We start from the raw sequence: 15,548 nt of genomic DNA on the forward strand, positions 1-15,548 counted from the left end.
GAGTTCAGCCTTTAGTGACAGTAATCTGCTGTCAGGCTGGATTAGTTATTTACGGACTAATTACCGTGATTTTACTAATCAGCGAATCGCACGGCTTTTGAATACGATGTAACTTATGAGTCAAAACGGAGCTATTATGACTTATTTGATGCAGCAGGAATTAGTTGTCAGAAAACTACCTCTTTGAATCCAAAAGCTGATAAGGACGCTGTTGCGGAAAAAAAAAGAGATTGAAACACTATTGGCAAGGCATCGGGAGGAAATCGAAGCAGGAAAGTTGAAAGTATTACTGCTTGATGAGTGTCATTTAATGTGGGGAGATTTAAGTGGATATGTCTGGGGAAAAACTGACCAAGAAATAGCAGTGATAGTTGTTAATGTCCGCGACAAACAGACGTACTACGGGGCAGTTGACTATCTTCTGGGAGGCTTACTACTGAAAGCATATAATGCAGGTAACTCAGAAAATACGATTGATTATCTACATTATTTATTAGATCAGTCCCCCAACCAAAGATTGCTTCTTTTTTGGGATGGTGCTTCAAAACATCGTTCACATCTGATTCAAAACTTTTTAGGCGAGATAAACCAAGGTTTGTCTCAAGAGCAGTGGAAAATTCATTGCGTCCGCTTTGCTCCTAATTGCCCATCACAAAATCCTATTGAAGATATTTGGTTACAATAAAACCTGGGTGCGGCGTTTCTGTGCTTTGATTTCTTCGTTCTCTCATATAAAATGGATGTTTGAGTGGTTTATCCGACACACAAACGAGTGATTTTGACACTCTTCAAATGTACGGAGCTTTTTCAGAAATCAAATATTAGTCCTCTATTTATTTACGTGATGCTACCTAGCTTTAATTCATTCACCATTACCGTTATTGAGTCCAGGGTGGGCAAAGCTTTGCCCACCCTACAACTAATTTACACCCCTTAGCTTGCGAGTATTATCAACTAAACTCTGAGCAAATTGATCAAATCTTTGAGAGAGTTTCTCATCTACTAGCTTGTTTTCAGGACTGAAAGCACCCCAAGCTTGTCCGATCGCAATTTGTTCGGGAATCACCCAACCATGTACCCAACGAATAATTAGTCGGAGCTCATTTAAAGCATTACTATTAGACTGACCACCCAAGACACTAATTAGTCCTGTCACTTTATCTGACAGTTGCTCAAAGCTCATCAAATCCAGGGCATTTTTCAGGACACCACTTACCCCACCATGATACTCAGGTGTCGCTAAAATTAATCCATCTGCGCGACTGACTGTATCTTGCAACCGCTGAACATCTGGATACTCTGGATACTCCTTTGCACCAGTACAAAACGGTAGCTGCAACTGCCGTAAATCGAGAATTTCTACCTCTGCACCCACAGCTTCAACCCTTTGCACTGCTACTTCTAAAGCAAGCTGGGTATAGGAGTTGGGTCTTAAACTACCGCCAATGCCAACAATTTTAACCATAATTAACCTACAAACTATTAACTAGCTACTATTAACAGATTTTTTTAATGCGGAATCGTTATGACTATGCTTATTTTAGCGATTTGTGTCGGAATATGTCAAATTAAAATGAAATCCTTAAAGCTAGCGGAATTTCAGAATTTTTCTCCCCCTCCTCCCTGCTCCCCTGCCTCTTTGGTCAGGAGTCAGGAGCTAGAATAATTATCCAGGTTGCTCAACTTCATGCAATAGCCGAAAGAAACTTGGGAATGGTTTTGTATGGAAGTTAGACTAGATAAGAAAAGTGTAATTTCCAGTTATTACAATTTTTGCTAGAAGAATAGGCATAAAACCAGCGCTCAACTTGTGCCAGGAGACAAAGGGTAATTATTATGACAAATTTGGGAAAAAAAGCATTGGTAAAAAGGCAGTCTTCAAAACGTGTTGCTTGGGTTGGTGCGCTCGCAGCTAGTTTGATTATGTTGCCAGGAATTTTTGTGAGTACTCCCGTTTTGGCACAGAAAGCTGAGAGCACCTCTCTAAATTATGGTGATTTGCTCAAGAAAGCGAAGGCGGGACAAGTTGAAAAAGTAGAGATTGACGAAACCGAACAGTTAGCAAGGGTTTATCTAAAGGGGCAAAAGGAGAATACGCCACCGCAACAGGTGGCACTTTTGGCACAAAACACAGAGTTAATTAACATACTCAAAGATAAGAATGTTGATTTTGGCGAAGTTTCCTCTGCTAAGAGTCGAGCTGCTGTTGGACTGTTGATTAATCTCATGTGGATTTTGCCACTGCTGGCTTTAATGCTATTGTTCCTCCGGCGCTCTACTAATGCTTCTAGCCAAGCGATGAATTTCGGCAAGTCCAGAGCTCGCTTCCAAATGGAGGCCAAAACTGGAGTGAAATTTGAAGACGTAGCTGGGGTTGAAGAAGCAAAAGAAGAACTGGAAGAAGTTGTTACTTTCCTCAAACAGCCAGAAAGATTTACCGCTGTAGGCGCACGTATTCCCAAAGGAGTGCTGTTAATTGGCCCCCCTGGTACAGGTAAAACTTTACTAGCAAAAGCGATCGCAGGTGAAGCAGGTGTACCATTCTTTAGCATTTCCGGTTCAGAATTCGTGGAAATGTTCGTCGGTGTGGGTGCATCCCGTGTGCGTGACCTCTTCAAAAAAGCCAAAGATAATGCCCCATGTCTAATATTTATCGATGAAATTGACGCAGTAGGTAGACAACGGGGTGCTGGAATTGGTGGTGGTAACGATGAACGAGAACAAACCCTCAACCAACTACTCACTGAAATGGATGGTTTTGAAGGTAACACAGGCATCATTATTATTGCTGCCACTAACCGTCCCGATGTTCTAGATGCAGCGCTGCTCAGACCAGGACGCTTTGACAGACAAGTGATGGTGGATGCACCGGATCTCAAAGGACGACTGGATATTTTGAAAGTCCACGCGCGGAATAAAAAAATTGATCCCAGCGTATCATTAGAAGCGATCGCTCGCCGCACTCCTGGTTTTACTGGCGCAGATTTAGCCAACTTACTCAACGAAGCTGCCATTCTCACTGCTAGGAGGCGGAAAGAAGCTGTCACCCTTTTAGAAATTGATGCTGCTGTGGATAGAGTTGTTGCCGGTATGGAAGGTACCGCCTTGGTAGACAGCAAGAGCAAGCGCCTTATTGCTTATCATGAAGTTGGACATGCTTTAGTGGGCACATTGCTCAAAGACCATGATCCTGTACAGAAAGTTACACTCATTCCACGGGGACAAGCACTGGGATTAACTTGGTTTACTCCCAACGAAGAACAGGGGTTGATTTCCCGTTCCCAACTCAAAGCCCGAATAACAGCTACTTTAGGTGGTCGCGCCGCCGAGGAAATTGTTTTTGGGAAGCCAGAAGTGACCACAGGTGCAGGGAATGACCTGCAACATGTGACAACTATGGCCCGGCAGATGGTGACACGGTTCGGGATGTCAGAATTAGGCCCATTGTCCTTAGAAAATCAGAGTGCAGAGGTATTTTTGGGACGCGATTGGATGAATAAATCAGACTATTCTGAGGAAATTGCTGCCAAAATTGATTCACAGGTGCGCGAAATTGTTAACAATTGCTACATCAGATCAAAAGAACTGTTGCAACTCAACCGCATAGTTTTGGAGCGTTTAGTAGATTTGTTAGCAGAACAGGAGACTATTGAAGGTGATTTATTCCGCAAAATTGTTGCCGATAATGCTCAGGTAGCCGATGCAAAATTGGCTGTACCTCATTAGAGAATAGGCAAAAGTCAATAATCTATCAACTTCATATTAGTACAGTGTGGCGTCAGTTTGCCTACCTTTAACAAGGGATTTTGTCCAATCGCAATTTGTTTGGGAATCGCCCAACCATGTACCCAACGAATAATTGCCCCTTGTTAGCTAGCTGGATTTACGCCGTGGTGTACTAGTGAAAATCTAAAAGCTCAGATTCCCGACTTATTTAAAAAGTTGGGAATCTTTTTGCACAAAAATCAGAAAGTTATAACAACGAACAGGAAGCTTAGGACAGCAATAAAATCACAAAGTACGCTGTTGAAGACGCGTTTCCCGCAAACTGTCCTAACGGCTTTGGCGATTGCATACGAAGATGCTATCTCGGACTCTAGTTCGCTCAAATTCCACCTATCTTTGGTTTTGAGCCATTCAATTACACAACAGCGCTATTGTGGATTCAAAAATCCCTGACTTCCCTTGTATCTGAGCTTTAAGCCCTCTACTCCTGAAGTGAAAAATGCCTTTTTCCACTTACTTATAAATCCTGATGAAACATCCAATATCGATTGGATAGCAACATGAGTATATCCTTCTAGTAGCATCCTGACTGTGATCGCCCGTTGAACTTCTCGCTTGTCTTGGCTATTTTCGATCAACTCTGATAGCGATCGCATCCACATTCAGCACTCTCTGTACTTATTGGTAAAGGATTGATATGGGTCTAATTGTTGGGTCAGACCTGTCTTTATTGAAAATCACATTTTCATCCCTTGCCCTTTTAATAAGGTTATAGAAGTCTATATGATAATCTTCATCTCCAACGATCTTAACAAGCTGGTTTTTCAGAAATTCGTGAGTTTCGTTAGCTACTCCCAGTAACCCCAAAAATCTTGATGCGCGACGCTACAACTAAGCTTTTTTTGAGCAATCATCTGTTCTTTTTCAAGCAACCAGGTATTTAACTCATGCTGTAAAGTTGCTTCTTCAATAATTTCTGGAATCGATTCTTCCATAAACCCTAAAATGAACTCAAGAAAGACAGGATCGCTGTTACTGATTTCCCACGGACTTTCTCCTTGTAATACCTTCATCCCAATACCCTTCATTGCTTCCCACATAAAGGAACCGCACTCAGGGCCCATCCCCCTGCCGAAGTCTTGATGGCGCTGCATATGGTGATGGTAGTATTTAATAAAGTCCGAATCGTTATCGGTTTGAGGAATAAAATTCATGCCAGTATAGTTAATAGTAGCTAGCATCGGCAATTGGTACTTTTTTAAACATTCGAGTAGTGTCTGAAACTGCTTTTCGCTAAACAAATCGAACACTGCATTGGCGACAGCTAAATCGAAAGTATTTAAGTCTATCAGATTTTCCAGATCCAAAATAGAGCCGACAATTCTGTGGATGGTAATTTTATGAACTTGATTTGTCAAGACCAATCTGGAGTTTTGCAATTGTGACTCATATCCATTTTTCTGCGCCCAAACGATTAACCTATCAAAGGCGATTTCCAAAAGTTCGTGATTTTGTTCGACCAAAAACCACTCCTGATCCTGGGAAATTTTACTAAGGTAATAGCGACAGTTAGCTCCCGTACCTGCTCCTAAATCAACGATTTTAAGGCTTTTGCGCTTTTTCAGGTATTGTTGGCAGCTAGCTTCCATAATTGAGTCACGCCCCTTGGCATCATAGGGGATGCGTAATTCCAGCCATTGGGCTAATTTATAGTTTTTAGTCATAGGGTATCGAGAGTAAGCAGAGAACGTGCATAGACATCACCGGAGTTTACATTCACAGGTAGGCTTTTGAGTTGAGTGATCATTTCGCCACAATTAAGCCAGTTAGCGGACTGCAATCGATACGATTCGCCGAACTTTGCCGGTTTCCAGTTGAACTCATAAGGTCCCAAATGGTTCAATTGTTCAATGCAGGCCAGAGCAATGTTTATTGCACTTGGAGTGTATTCAAACGAAAGAGCACGAATAGGTTGCGACAAGCCACGCAAAACTTCGAGTTCGTTACCCTCTACGTCAATCTTGCAAAAAGCGGGCTTACCATACTGAGTGATGAGGCTATCAAGGGTTGTTACTGAAACAGACACGGTTGTATCCCAGCGCACATGAGCGAAAGAGTCAACCTGTTGAACAGCTTGCATCCAATCACGGGAGAGGGTGGTTACAGTTGGGGTACGTCGGCTCACCAATAAGTCTTGCGTCCCAGAAACTACACCAACAGCCTGTTCAACAAGGGTAATCTGGGAATGATCACCGTACCAGCGTTTCAACAGTTGCATACACTGAGGTTGGGGCTCGATGCCGACAACGTGGGCACCAAGACGAGACAAGGCAAGAAGATGATTGCCAACATGGGCACCGATGTCAAAACAAAGATCGCCTGGCTGGACAAACAGTGAATAAAAGTGTGACAACTGACGGATGCGAAAGGGAATACCGTAGTACATTAATAATGAGCGAACAATCCCTACCTGCTGCCAGAAAGAGGACATATTAATTGTTTCCTAATGATTTAGTAGTTCTAGTCATTGAGCAAATATTAGGATTTTTAGTAACTAGTTATTTGTAAATACTTGTAAAAAATCTCTATAAGTTTGATTCCAATCGTTAAAGGATAGGTTCACAGCACGATTAAAAGCTTCTTTCCGTAACTGATTAAGTTCATTAGGATCTGTAAGCAACCTTTTGAGTGCCATGAAAAATTGTTCCGGCTTACCTAGCTCAATCACTATCCCATTGACTCCATCCTCAATCCAGTCACCAATTGCTCCAGTTGCATAAGCTAATACTGGTAGTCCGTGAGCAACTGCTTCAGCAGTGGCCATAGAATAACTCTCATAGGTAGATGGGGAGATATAAAGATCGGACTGGGACAACAGCTCCAACATAGTCTTCTGAGGAACACGGCCATGGACAATGACGGCATCTTCCAATCGCGCACGCTTGATTAACGCCAGAGTCTTGTCTTTGTAGGCTTCTTCTTCGCAATCACCAACCAAATGCAGCCTAAAATTCTTTATTTTCATCTGGGCTAACATTTCCACTAATTCAAGTTGGCCTTTGCGTCGATAGAAGGTTCCTATGGTAATTAGAGTTATCTGCTCATTTTCCGAGCGGTCTTTGAGATTAGGTAAATGGCAAGCTTGAGCCTTATCGATACCTGGTGATGCTACCACGATTTTATCTGTTTCTATGCCACCATTTAAGATATAGTTCCGCAGTTGGAAACTAGGAACGATAATACCCTTCATAGCTTTTAACCACTGCGCTTCATCACTCCAGAGCGCTTTTTTTTCCTGAGTTGAGTAGTAGGTATTCAATGACTCAAGATGGTGGAGCATGAGGTAAGTCCGTTGAGCATAGGGAAGAAATTCCTTTAAGGAAGCATTGAACTCAGTAATTGTCAAGTAGAGTGCGTCAATTACAAGGATACAATTAGAAGGCAAAGCACTCAAATGTTCAAAAAGCCCAGAAACAGAGCCATTTAAGGGATAAAAAAAATTCTCTCCTTTGCCTTCCTCTTGCAAGCGCTTGACAATTTCTAAATTGTAGAGCGAGCCTCCTGATGTGAAACTTAGTTTAGGCTGAATAAAATAGATCATATTCAGTTCATACCTCAGCTTCATAGCTTCCCCAAGCGATATGACTTTCCTCCAGAGTAATTTTGAGAGAGCCTTTGAAAAAAGAACTGACCTGTTTGCTAATTTGCTGATGGATATAATAACCCATGTATTCCGTCGTTGTATTTACCCCCTTAAATTGTTCAAGAGTATCCAAGTTTTGATAATTTAACGGTTCTAGAACTTCTTTGAGAATTACGATCGCTTGACCGATATCAATTACTAAGCCATCTTTATCCAACTGAGGTACTTTGAATTCAGCCGAGACTATATAGGTTGCTCCGTGCAGCTTTTGAGCGGGGCCAAAAATTTCCCCTTGGAAGCTATGGGCAATCATAAAGTGGTCTTTTACTGCAACAGAAAACATGATTTTTAATACTCAATTAATGGCGAAACTGGATGCACTTGACGCTGATATAACTGTGACATAAATTGTGGCAAGTCTCTAAAAGAAATCACAGGTTCCAAGAGAATATCTACGGCTGCATCTGTAAGCAAGCTTAAAACCCGTTCTTTGCGCTGGCGATAGTCAATTAGCTTTCGCATGGGTTTAGCGATCGCAGAAACTTGAGAAGCGATAATTTGTTTGCGTTGGTAATGAAAGGAACCCCCTAATTGCAAGGAAACTGATTGTGTTCCGTACCAACTTAGTTCGATACAGCGACCTTCAAAAGCCAGAGCATTCATTGCACTTTGAAGTCCAGAAGAAGAAGCACTGGTATGAAAAACGATATTGTAATCGCCTTCTTTGTAGTCGGTTGTTAAACGGGAATTTTGCAACCAGGGTAGTTGTTCTAAGTATTGAATTCGCTGCTTATCTTGTTCTAAAAAGTCTGCTCCAATACCATACTCTTTGCTGAGGACAAAGCTAATCAGAATACCTATAATACCTGCACCAACAATTAGGATGCGATCGCCCTGACTAACTTCGGCATCCCAGACCGCATTCAAGGCTGTTTCCGTGTTGGGAATTAAAGTCGCCCGTTTGCTAGGTAACCAATCTGGCAACTCTAAAGCATCAGAACTCTCGACGACGACTCTTGATTGGTGGGGATGCATGACAAAAAAGCGTTTCCCCTGGTTGGAAGCTTCATCAGCTTGACCAACAAGACTGTAACCGTACTTTAAAGGCAAGGCAAAACTGCCTTCCATATACCAACAGCGCATCGTTTCCCAGCACTCTTGGGGGACTTTTGCTAGACCTACCAGCCGCTCTGTACCCGGACTAATGCCACTGTAAAGCGTGTCCAAAAATAGAGGATCTTTAAGGGACAGCGTGACTGAGGTTTCTCTAATTTCACCAAGGCTAGGAGAGACTAACCAGTAGGCATAAGCTGGAGAATTTGTAGACATCTTTAAAGCTGTTGTACATTTTAATTGCGTAGTCTTAAGCAAGAGCACAAACAATTCATCTCTCCGACTTCCTGATCAGCCTCAACGAGCAAATTAAATGCGTGACTGCTTATCTTGGAGTAATTCCACCAGAATTTCTCCATCGAGATCGAAGTGTTTCATTTTAAAGCGGAGTCCTTCGTCGATCGAGTTTATAACTGGAAGGGTAAAACTCGACCGTCCAGAACCCAAAATCAAAGGAGAAAAATGGAGATGCAGTAGCTCTATGCAATTAGCTTGTAAAAAATAGGATACGGTTTGTCCTCCACCTTCCAAAAAAATACTAGAAATGCCATTTTCATATAAAACCTTTAAAATTTCCGAGGGAGCTAAAACGGGTCTTTCTTGAGAATCTTTTGTTGAAGAGATCGGAAGCTCCAAAATTTTTTCTTTAGCTGCTTGTGGTAGTACTCGACCCTGCTTTTCTTGAGGAGATAATACAATCACTCTTTCATGAAGCGCCATCATCTGCAAATCATCAACCCTCAAATCGTTTTGACCTTCTATAATCACAGGAGTTGGATGCTTGCCAGGTACTAAACGAACCGTTAACTTAGGGTTATCGAGTGTTGCTGTTACTGCTCCTACCATGACGGCATCATGAAGGGCACGCAGACGATGGGCATGTTTCAAGTTAGCCTCGTTACTGAGCCACTGAGAGTTTCCATTGACTGCTGCAATTTTGCCGTCAAGAGATTGTGCCAAGTGAGCCATCAGAAAGGGACGCTTTTCTAGGTAAGCTTCTCTTTGAGCAACTAAGAGCCTTATATATAAGGAAAAAGTTTGCCATCCATTGCTGCTCCACATTCCTTTAAAACATTGGGCATCTTGCACGATATCGCTTTTAAAAGGGGAGCCGCTTTTGAATACGATGGCAGATTGTACTTGAGAAAATAGTTGATTTGCAAAATTCAAATTTTGACAAAAATCATTTGGAAAATCGATGATAATCAAGAAATCACTTTCTGAAATATGCGGTATCTTTTCGCTAGAAAGTTTTTGGAAACTCCACGGACTTTTTGCATTCCCAAAAAAAGCCCAATATTCATTAAGTTGGGGAGGTTCATTTTTCATGACCTCTTTGCATTTTAGCAATGCTGGCCAAATATCTTCTAAATATTCATCAATTTTCAATGCATTTATTGCTAGAGATTGTCGGTGTTTTACTTTTAGAAGATGCCCCAGCTTCTTTGCCTTTGTCGTCAAATAATTTAAATTGTAGTCATTGGGTTCAATTACTAAAGGAATACGTTCGACTACCTCAATACCGTAGTTTTGTAAACGAGCAATTTTGCGAGGATTATTAGTAATCAAGCGAATTTGATTTACCCCTAAATCCTTAAGTATTTGCGCCGCCATGCTATAGTCACGGAGGTCAGCAGAGAATCCCAGACGTTCATTTGCTTCGACTGTATCCAATCCCAAATCTTGCAAAGAATAGGCTTTCACCTTATTCAATAGACCAATACCTCTTCCCTCTTGCGCCAAATAAATTATCACCCCTTGACCTGCTTTATCAATCATCCTCAGTGCTATTTGCAACTGCATTCCACAATCACAGCGCAGAGAACCCAAGGCATCCCCCGTTAGGCATTCTGAGTGTATTCTTACCATTACCGAGTTGTCGAACTTTGTCGGTTCACCCTTGACGATCGCAACGTTTTCTGAGTTGTCCAGAGTATTACGGTAGCCATAAATTTTGAAATGACCAAATTTGCTGGGTAATTTGGCGATCGCTACAGTTTCTGCAAATGTACTTTCGGGAATTGGTTTTAGGTCGCTCATAATTTATGACAATATTTTGGTGTTTAGATTAACTAGCTGGAGCGCTACATTGCATTGAGCAGCACATCAACTTCTTAATTTACCATTCCACTCATTTCTGACAACACAACCCCCTCTTTTGCATCCTTACTACTAGCAATCTTGTTAGCAATTAATAGCTCAAAATCCGCAATTCAAGTCACTGCTGATAATAGCAGAATAGAACCTCAATACAAAATTAGAAGCATTACGGCTAAGAAGATGTTTTAAAAGTATCTTTTGCTCTTATTGTTAACACTGCATAGGATCTCAGCATCTGGCTAAAATCTTGATTTCTTGTCGGATTTAACCCAGTCAGAACGTAAAATTTATACCTTCTTGGACTTTTAAAACATCCTCTAAAGACGGAACATCTACTTGCCATAATTACTGACAAGCAATCCACCTAGCTTGATCTATTTTCTTTGCCCCAAAAGCTTCCGCTACCAGACAGAGATCCTCCTGCTGTGAGAATACCATATTCCATAGATAACCAAAAAGATTAACGAGATTTTTTCATGACCAAATTTTAGATATTATCTCATGATTTGTATATAAATTATCAAATTTTATCTGTCATATTTATTCATATGACAGGTTGTCATATATGCACAAGATGTAGATATGATGTAACTTGTTAGATAAATGAGAGAGACACACCAGGGTATTTGACCGTAACTTAATAATGTTTGAATAGTGAACTCACGCGATGTGCAACTTATTCTTAAAACCCCGCTTCCATTCCTCTCTCTCACTTCTGAGAGGCTTTGATTCTTGCTCCCCAACCCTTGTAGCGTTGGGGTTGGGGGTTAGGTTTGAGAAAAAGTTGCACACAGCGTGAACTCTTCATTTTGATAACAATCCCATTTGAAGAACGCAGAATTTAAAATATCCCCATAGATAAATCTAGGGGCTTGTAATCTCACTTTTGTAAAGATTTAACTCACTCATGGTTATGAAACGTTTATCTCAGTTTCTGTATAAGCTGCTGCTCACGATTTTAGCTCTATAAGCACGTTTCCAGCAAAAGTAATAGCTTTCGACTTGAGGAATACTCCTTTGCAATATCGAGAGCAAGCGCGACAGCAAGAAGCGCAACTCCGTAAACCAAGACCAAGTGCCGCACAGCTACGCGAGGCCCCCTCACAGCCGCGAAATTGTCCCAATACTAATCAGCCGACAGACTTCCAAAAACATCTGGGTCTGGATTACATAGACAGTGACAGCAATCATGTATTAAACGCAACCTTAAATGTTATCAATCCAGAGTCTTTCACCCTCAAAGACGTAACTTTCAAGAGCAGCTATCAAGCAACATACGACGGGAAGACAGGGATTTTCCAGACAGACTCAAACAACCAGAGGCTTGCTCTCTACAAGACTGAGGACGATAAACCAGGCACATACATGCCACCAGTCTTACGGGTATCGCCTGGTGATACTATCAAGCTGAAGCTGAACAGTAATTTGACTGGTCAATGGACTGGAAGCGCTCCACAAGATACTAATTTTCATTATCATGGTTTCAATGTATCGGCAACCGAACACGCTGACGATGTACTTACCCACATTCGTCCTGCACAAAGCGACCCAATGGACTTCGCAATCGCGGAGAATCATCAACCTTCAAAGGGAATCCCATAGTAGCAACAGTTTCATCTGAGGGTGAGCAAGTAAATAATTTACTACAAAACTGAATTGTTTTGCTTAAGTCTTGGAAATTTGTAAAAACCTTTTTATTTATACCCAAAAGTTTTATTATAAAATCGGAGGAAAAGTTTTTGAAAGTTGGCAAACAGTTAAATATGAAATACTTTTTCACAAGCACGAAGCTATAAATACGCTAAACATTTTGGGAATTGCATTATCCTACATCTATTTTCTTGACTACATAGATGTAAGTTTGATACAACTGTTTAGAGAGAAACATTATTTGCGTAAGTCCTAACATCTTACACCATTTTAACCAGACGAATGTAATAAAATTATCTAAAAACTAGTTCAACACCCTTTTAACACTAGAATTTAAGTTTTATTTTTGCATAATTATAATCACATAAATGTTATAGGTATGACATCACCATCACCTCAAGACAAATATAATTATAAATCGCAGATTGCCGATACAGACTACGAAGAGAAAATCTGTAAAAGTTTTGCTTATTACTCAGATAAATGGGATAATGAAAATTTAACTTATCATTATAAAATTAAAAGGCAGTGGTTATTAAATACTATCCACGAATTCTATAAAAAAACACAACAAAAAAACTTTAATTTAAAAATATTAGATGCTGGATGTAGCAACGGTCTGTATTTAAGAGATATTGTAGAAGCTTTGGAAAATCTTTATAGTGTAGAAGGTGTAGGTGTTGATATAACTGAAGAAATGATTGATATATCTCGAAAAAATCACTACACTTAAAGGGTAAATATGAATGGATTCAAATAGATTTGGAGAATGATGATTATAAATCTAAACTTGGAGAAGACCAATCTGATATCATTATAATGAACGGAGTCGTATGTTATTTTAAAAATATACTTAAAGCGCTTAAATCTCTAAAAATCCTTTTAAAATAAAATGGCAAACTGATTATTATCCATCACAATCCCAATAATTTGAATAATCTTGTTTTGAGAATTTAAAGTCTATTAGAATCTGATCTTATCTGGTTTAAAAATCCTTCAGAAAAAGAAATCACAACTTACGCGGAAACAGAAGGCTATTTATTAAATAAATCTCAAGTTTTACCTTGTGGAGGTATACCGTATTTATTTTATAGTCTAGGTAAGATATTTTGGGATGGTTACGGTTTAGTCTTTACCCTAAAATAGGATGGTTTAATTAATATTGATATTTTTAAAACATCACTCAATCACTCACTTATATGAATATTGAAGTAGAAATATACAATATTTAAGCATCGCTCTAGAATTAGCAAAGACTAATCCTGTTTACAAAGACATAGCTAGTAAGTTCTTTGAGCATTTCCTTTAGATTGCGGATGCTATGAATCAAACTGGCGAAATGGAAACCAATTTGTGGCATTCTTTCAACGGTGGGAATCTCCCCAATGGACTGGTTCCCCATGAGCGACTGGCGTGGGTTGAGAAAATCTTCTAGGGATAAATATCACTAAGACAAAGGATATTGAATTAAAACAGACAAATAAATTAAAGACTGCGATTATCCACTAAAATATACTATCTCTATTAAAGAGCAAGATTAACTTTCAGCCCTGCCTTCAAACAAGAGTATAAAGTTAAGGCTGATAGAATTATAAATTTTAAGGTAATTCTCAGCATAAATTAATTTAATTACTAGTAAATGCATTTATATTCTTATTAGAGAAAAATTTTTATAATTGAGAGAGCGATGAAATAAAAATATTTAGCACTCTTTTTGGAATCGCTGCCTTCTTCACTGTAGGTATACAACAGAGGTAAGTTAAAATCAGCTATAACTAAAGATGTAGCGGTTGAAAGTAACTTTACATTTAGCAGTCTGATTTTATTGCTTAAGCCTTCTTAAACACCTAAAAAGCAACCAGAACAGTGAAGCAAATCATAAAAGGTTGGATAAATATAGACCCATTTTCCTTACAGTCACGCCTCACGCTTGGTATTGCAGCATTTTCAGCTTTGATATTAGGTAGCCTCGCTACATGGACTAATTGGAAAATGCAGCAAATTTTAGTTGATAGTGATAAGTATAATATAGAGCAAATCGCCAAGCGCTTGCCACAAGATGTACAAATTTATAGTGAAATGATGCAACCTGAAACTGGATTGCAAAAGGCTATTAATAATTTGACAAATACCAACACATTATTATGGCTAAAAAGTCCTGATAATAAAATTTTAGTAAAATCTACAACTTTAGATTTGTTATCTGATACCACGCTAGCTGATTTAATGTCCCTGACTAAGATGCCGATTAAACCACAAGTTTACAAAGTAAACCAAAGCTACTTTGTTTTATGTGGTAGTTCTGTGCAAGTGCAGGGTAAGTTGCTCGGTGAGTTATTTGTAGTCAAAGATATTACCCGCGAACAGAGAATGTTTGTAGTAATGGTGCAGAGTTTAGGTATTACTAGTGTTTTGGCAATTATTGTTTTAACTGCTGCGATCGCATTTTATATTAAGCGTTCTCTGCAACCTCTGCGCCAGCTAAATCAAATGGCTTCTGTGATTTCCGCTGAAGATTTAGGACAAGCGCAGCTATATCTTGATAATGCACCCAGTGAAGTTAAAGAATTAGCTCAAACTTTAACTATGCTGTTATCGCGTCTTTCCCAATCATGGGAGCAAGAGCGAGAATTTGTGAGTAACGTTTCTCACGAATTACGTACACCCTTGACAATTGTACATGGTTATTTGCAAAGCGTTTTGCGAAGGCAGAATAACTTAACCCAAACCCAACAAGAAGCTTTAGAAACTGCTGCATCGGAAGCTGATCGCACTATCCGCCTACTACAAGATTTACTTGATTTAGCACGAGCAGATAGTGGTTACTTATATTTTCAAATGAAATCTTATGTCTTGAATGACTTGGTTGAAGAAGTTATCATGATGGCAGAAATTTATAGCGATCGCATAATTACAATCGAGTCAAAAGTTTATCCAATTGAGATAAAAGCAGACTACAGTCGTCTGAAACAAGTATTATTAAATTTGACTGATAATGCTGTTAAGTATTCTGAAACTGATACATCCATAATTTTAAAATTGAATCAACTTCAAGAAAAGGCGATTATTCAAGTTTGTGACAGAGGTTATGGTATTCCTTTGCAACAGCAAGCACGGATATTTGAAAGATTTTACCGCGTAGATGAATCCCGCTCTCATACTACTGGGGGTTGTGGTTTGGGTTTATCTATTGTCAAGACACTTGTAGAAGGTATGGGGGGTAGTGTAAGTGTGCAATCAAAGTTAGGGGAAGGGAGTATATTTACAATCAGCTTACCTACATATAAGAGTTCCATCTGACTTGGTAGAGAAATTC

Annotated in this window: 11 protein-coding genes and 3 pseudogenes; 5 read left to right on the forward strand and 9 right to left on the reverse strand. The window is 39.7% G+C overall.

What is annotated here, in order from left to right; translation table 11 throughout:
* Positions 1-93: 93 nt before the first annotated feature.
* Positions 94-825, forward strand: a pseudogene (locus tag V7K21_RS01575) (IS630 family transposase); the annotation flags it as partial.
* Between the two features lie 94 nt (positions 826-919).
* Here the strand turns inward: V7K21_RS01575 and V7K21_RS01580 are convergent.
* Positions 920-1,465, reverse strand: coding sequence for an NADPH-dependent FMN reductase (locus tag V7K21_RS01580; RefSeq protein WP_335171080.1), 546 nt, complete (start codon positions 1,463-1,465; stop codon positions 920-922).
* 371 nt (positions 1,466-1,836) lie between these two features.
* Here V7K21_RS01580 and ftsH point away from each other — a divergent pair, with 371 nt between their 5' ends.
* The gene (gene ftsH / locus V7K21_RS01585; protein WP_335171081.1) at positions 1,837-3,726 is read left to right on the forward strand and encodes an ATP-dependent zinc metalloprotease FtsH; all 1,890 of its coding nucleotides are present in this window, start codon (positions 1,837-1,839) and stop codon (positions 3,724-3,726) included.
* A gap of 341 nt (positions 3,727-4,067) precedes the next feature.
* On the opposite strand, the pseudogene V7K21_RS01590 reads toward ftsH, so the two are convergent.
* From V7K21_RS01590 to ribA, 8 genes and pseudogenes are all read right to left on the reverse strand, one after another.
* Positions 4,068-4,382, reverse strand: a pseudogene (locus tag V7K21_RS01590) (helix-turn-helix domain-containing protein); the annotation flags it as partial.
* Positions 4,383-4,574: 192 nt separating this feature from the next.
* Complete coding sequence (locus tag V7K21_RS01595; protein WP_335171082.1) at positions 4,575-5,450, reverse strand: class I SAM-dependent methyltransferase; 876 nt, start codon at positions 5,448-5,450, stop codon at positions 4,575-4,577.
* A complete protein-coding gene (locus tag V7K21_RS01600) occupies positions 5,447-6,217 on the reverse strand; it encodes an FkbM family methyltransferase (protein ID WP_335171083.1) in 771 nt (256 codons plus the stop codon). Before V7K21_RS01600 ends, V7K21_RS01595 begins: the two co-directional genes overlap by 4 nt.
* A gap of 63 nt (positions 6,218-6,280) precedes the next feature.
* The gene (locus tag V7K21_RS01605) at positions 6,281-7,327 is read right to left on the reverse strand and encodes a glycosyltransferase family 4 protein (protein ID WP_335171084.1); all 1,047 of its coding nucleotides are present in this window, start codon (positions 7,325-7,327) and stop codon (positions 6,281-6,283) included.
* Between the two features lie 7 nt (positions 7,328-7,334).
* Positions 7,335-7,712, reverse strand: a complete 378-nt coding sequence (locus tag V7K21_RS01610) for a 6-pyruvoyl trahydropterin synthase family protein (RefSeq protein ID WP_335171085.1) — start codon at positions 7,710-7,712, stop codon at positions 7,335-7,337.
* A 5-nt stretch (positions 7,713-7,717) separates the two neighbouring features.
* Positions 7,718-8,698, reverse strand: a complete 981-nt coding sequence (locus V7K21_RS01615) for a zinc-dependent alcohol dehydrogenase (protein WP_335171086.1) — start codon at positions 8,696-8,698, stop codon at positions 7,718-7,720.
* 93 nt (positions 8,699-8,791) lie between these two features.
* Positions 8,792-9,811 (reverse strand): RibD family protein, encoded by a 1,020-nt coding sequence (locus V7K21_RS30545; protein ID WP_442948840.1) that lies wholly within the window; start codon positions 9,809-9,811, stop codon positions 8,792-8,794.
* A gap of 95 nt (positions 9,812-9,906) precedes the next feature.
* Positions 9,907-10,471 (reverse strand): annotated as a pseudogene (gene ribA, locus V7K21_RS30550) (GTP cyclohydrolase II); the annotation flags it as partial.
* Between the two features lie 1,128 nt (positions 10,472-11,599).
* On the opposite strand from ribA, the gene V7K21_RS01625 reads away from it, so the two are divergent.
* The 3 genes from V7K21_RS01625 to V7K21_RS01635 all read left to right on the forward strand — a co-directional run bounded on the left by V7K21_RS01625 (position 11,600) and on the right by V7K21_RS01635 (position 15,532).
* Positions 11,600-12,184, forward strand: coding sequence for a hypothetical protein (locus V7K21_RS01625; protein ID WP_335171088.1), 585 nt, complete (start codon positions 11,600-11,602; stop codon positions 12,182-12,184).
* A 427-nt stretch (positions 12,185-12,611) separates the two neighbouring features.
* Complete coding sequence (locus V7K21_RS01630; RefSeq protein WP_335171089.1) at positions 12,612-12,965, forward strand: class I SAM-dependent methyltransferase; 354 nt, start codon at positions 12,612-12,614, stop codon at positions 12,963-12,965.
* Between the two features lie 1,133 nt (positions 12,966-14,098).
* Positions 14,099-15,532, forward strand: a complete 1,434-nt coding sequence (locus V7K21_RS01635; protein ID WP_335171090.1) for a sensor histidine kinase — start codon at positions 14,099-14,101, stop codon at positions 15,530-15,532.
* Positions 15,533-15,548 lie beyond the last annotated feature (16 nt).

The organism is Nostoc sp., assembly GCF_036919595.1.
Lineage (GTDB): Bacteria > Cyanobacteriota > Cyanobacteriia > Cyanobacteriales > Nostocaceae > Nostoc.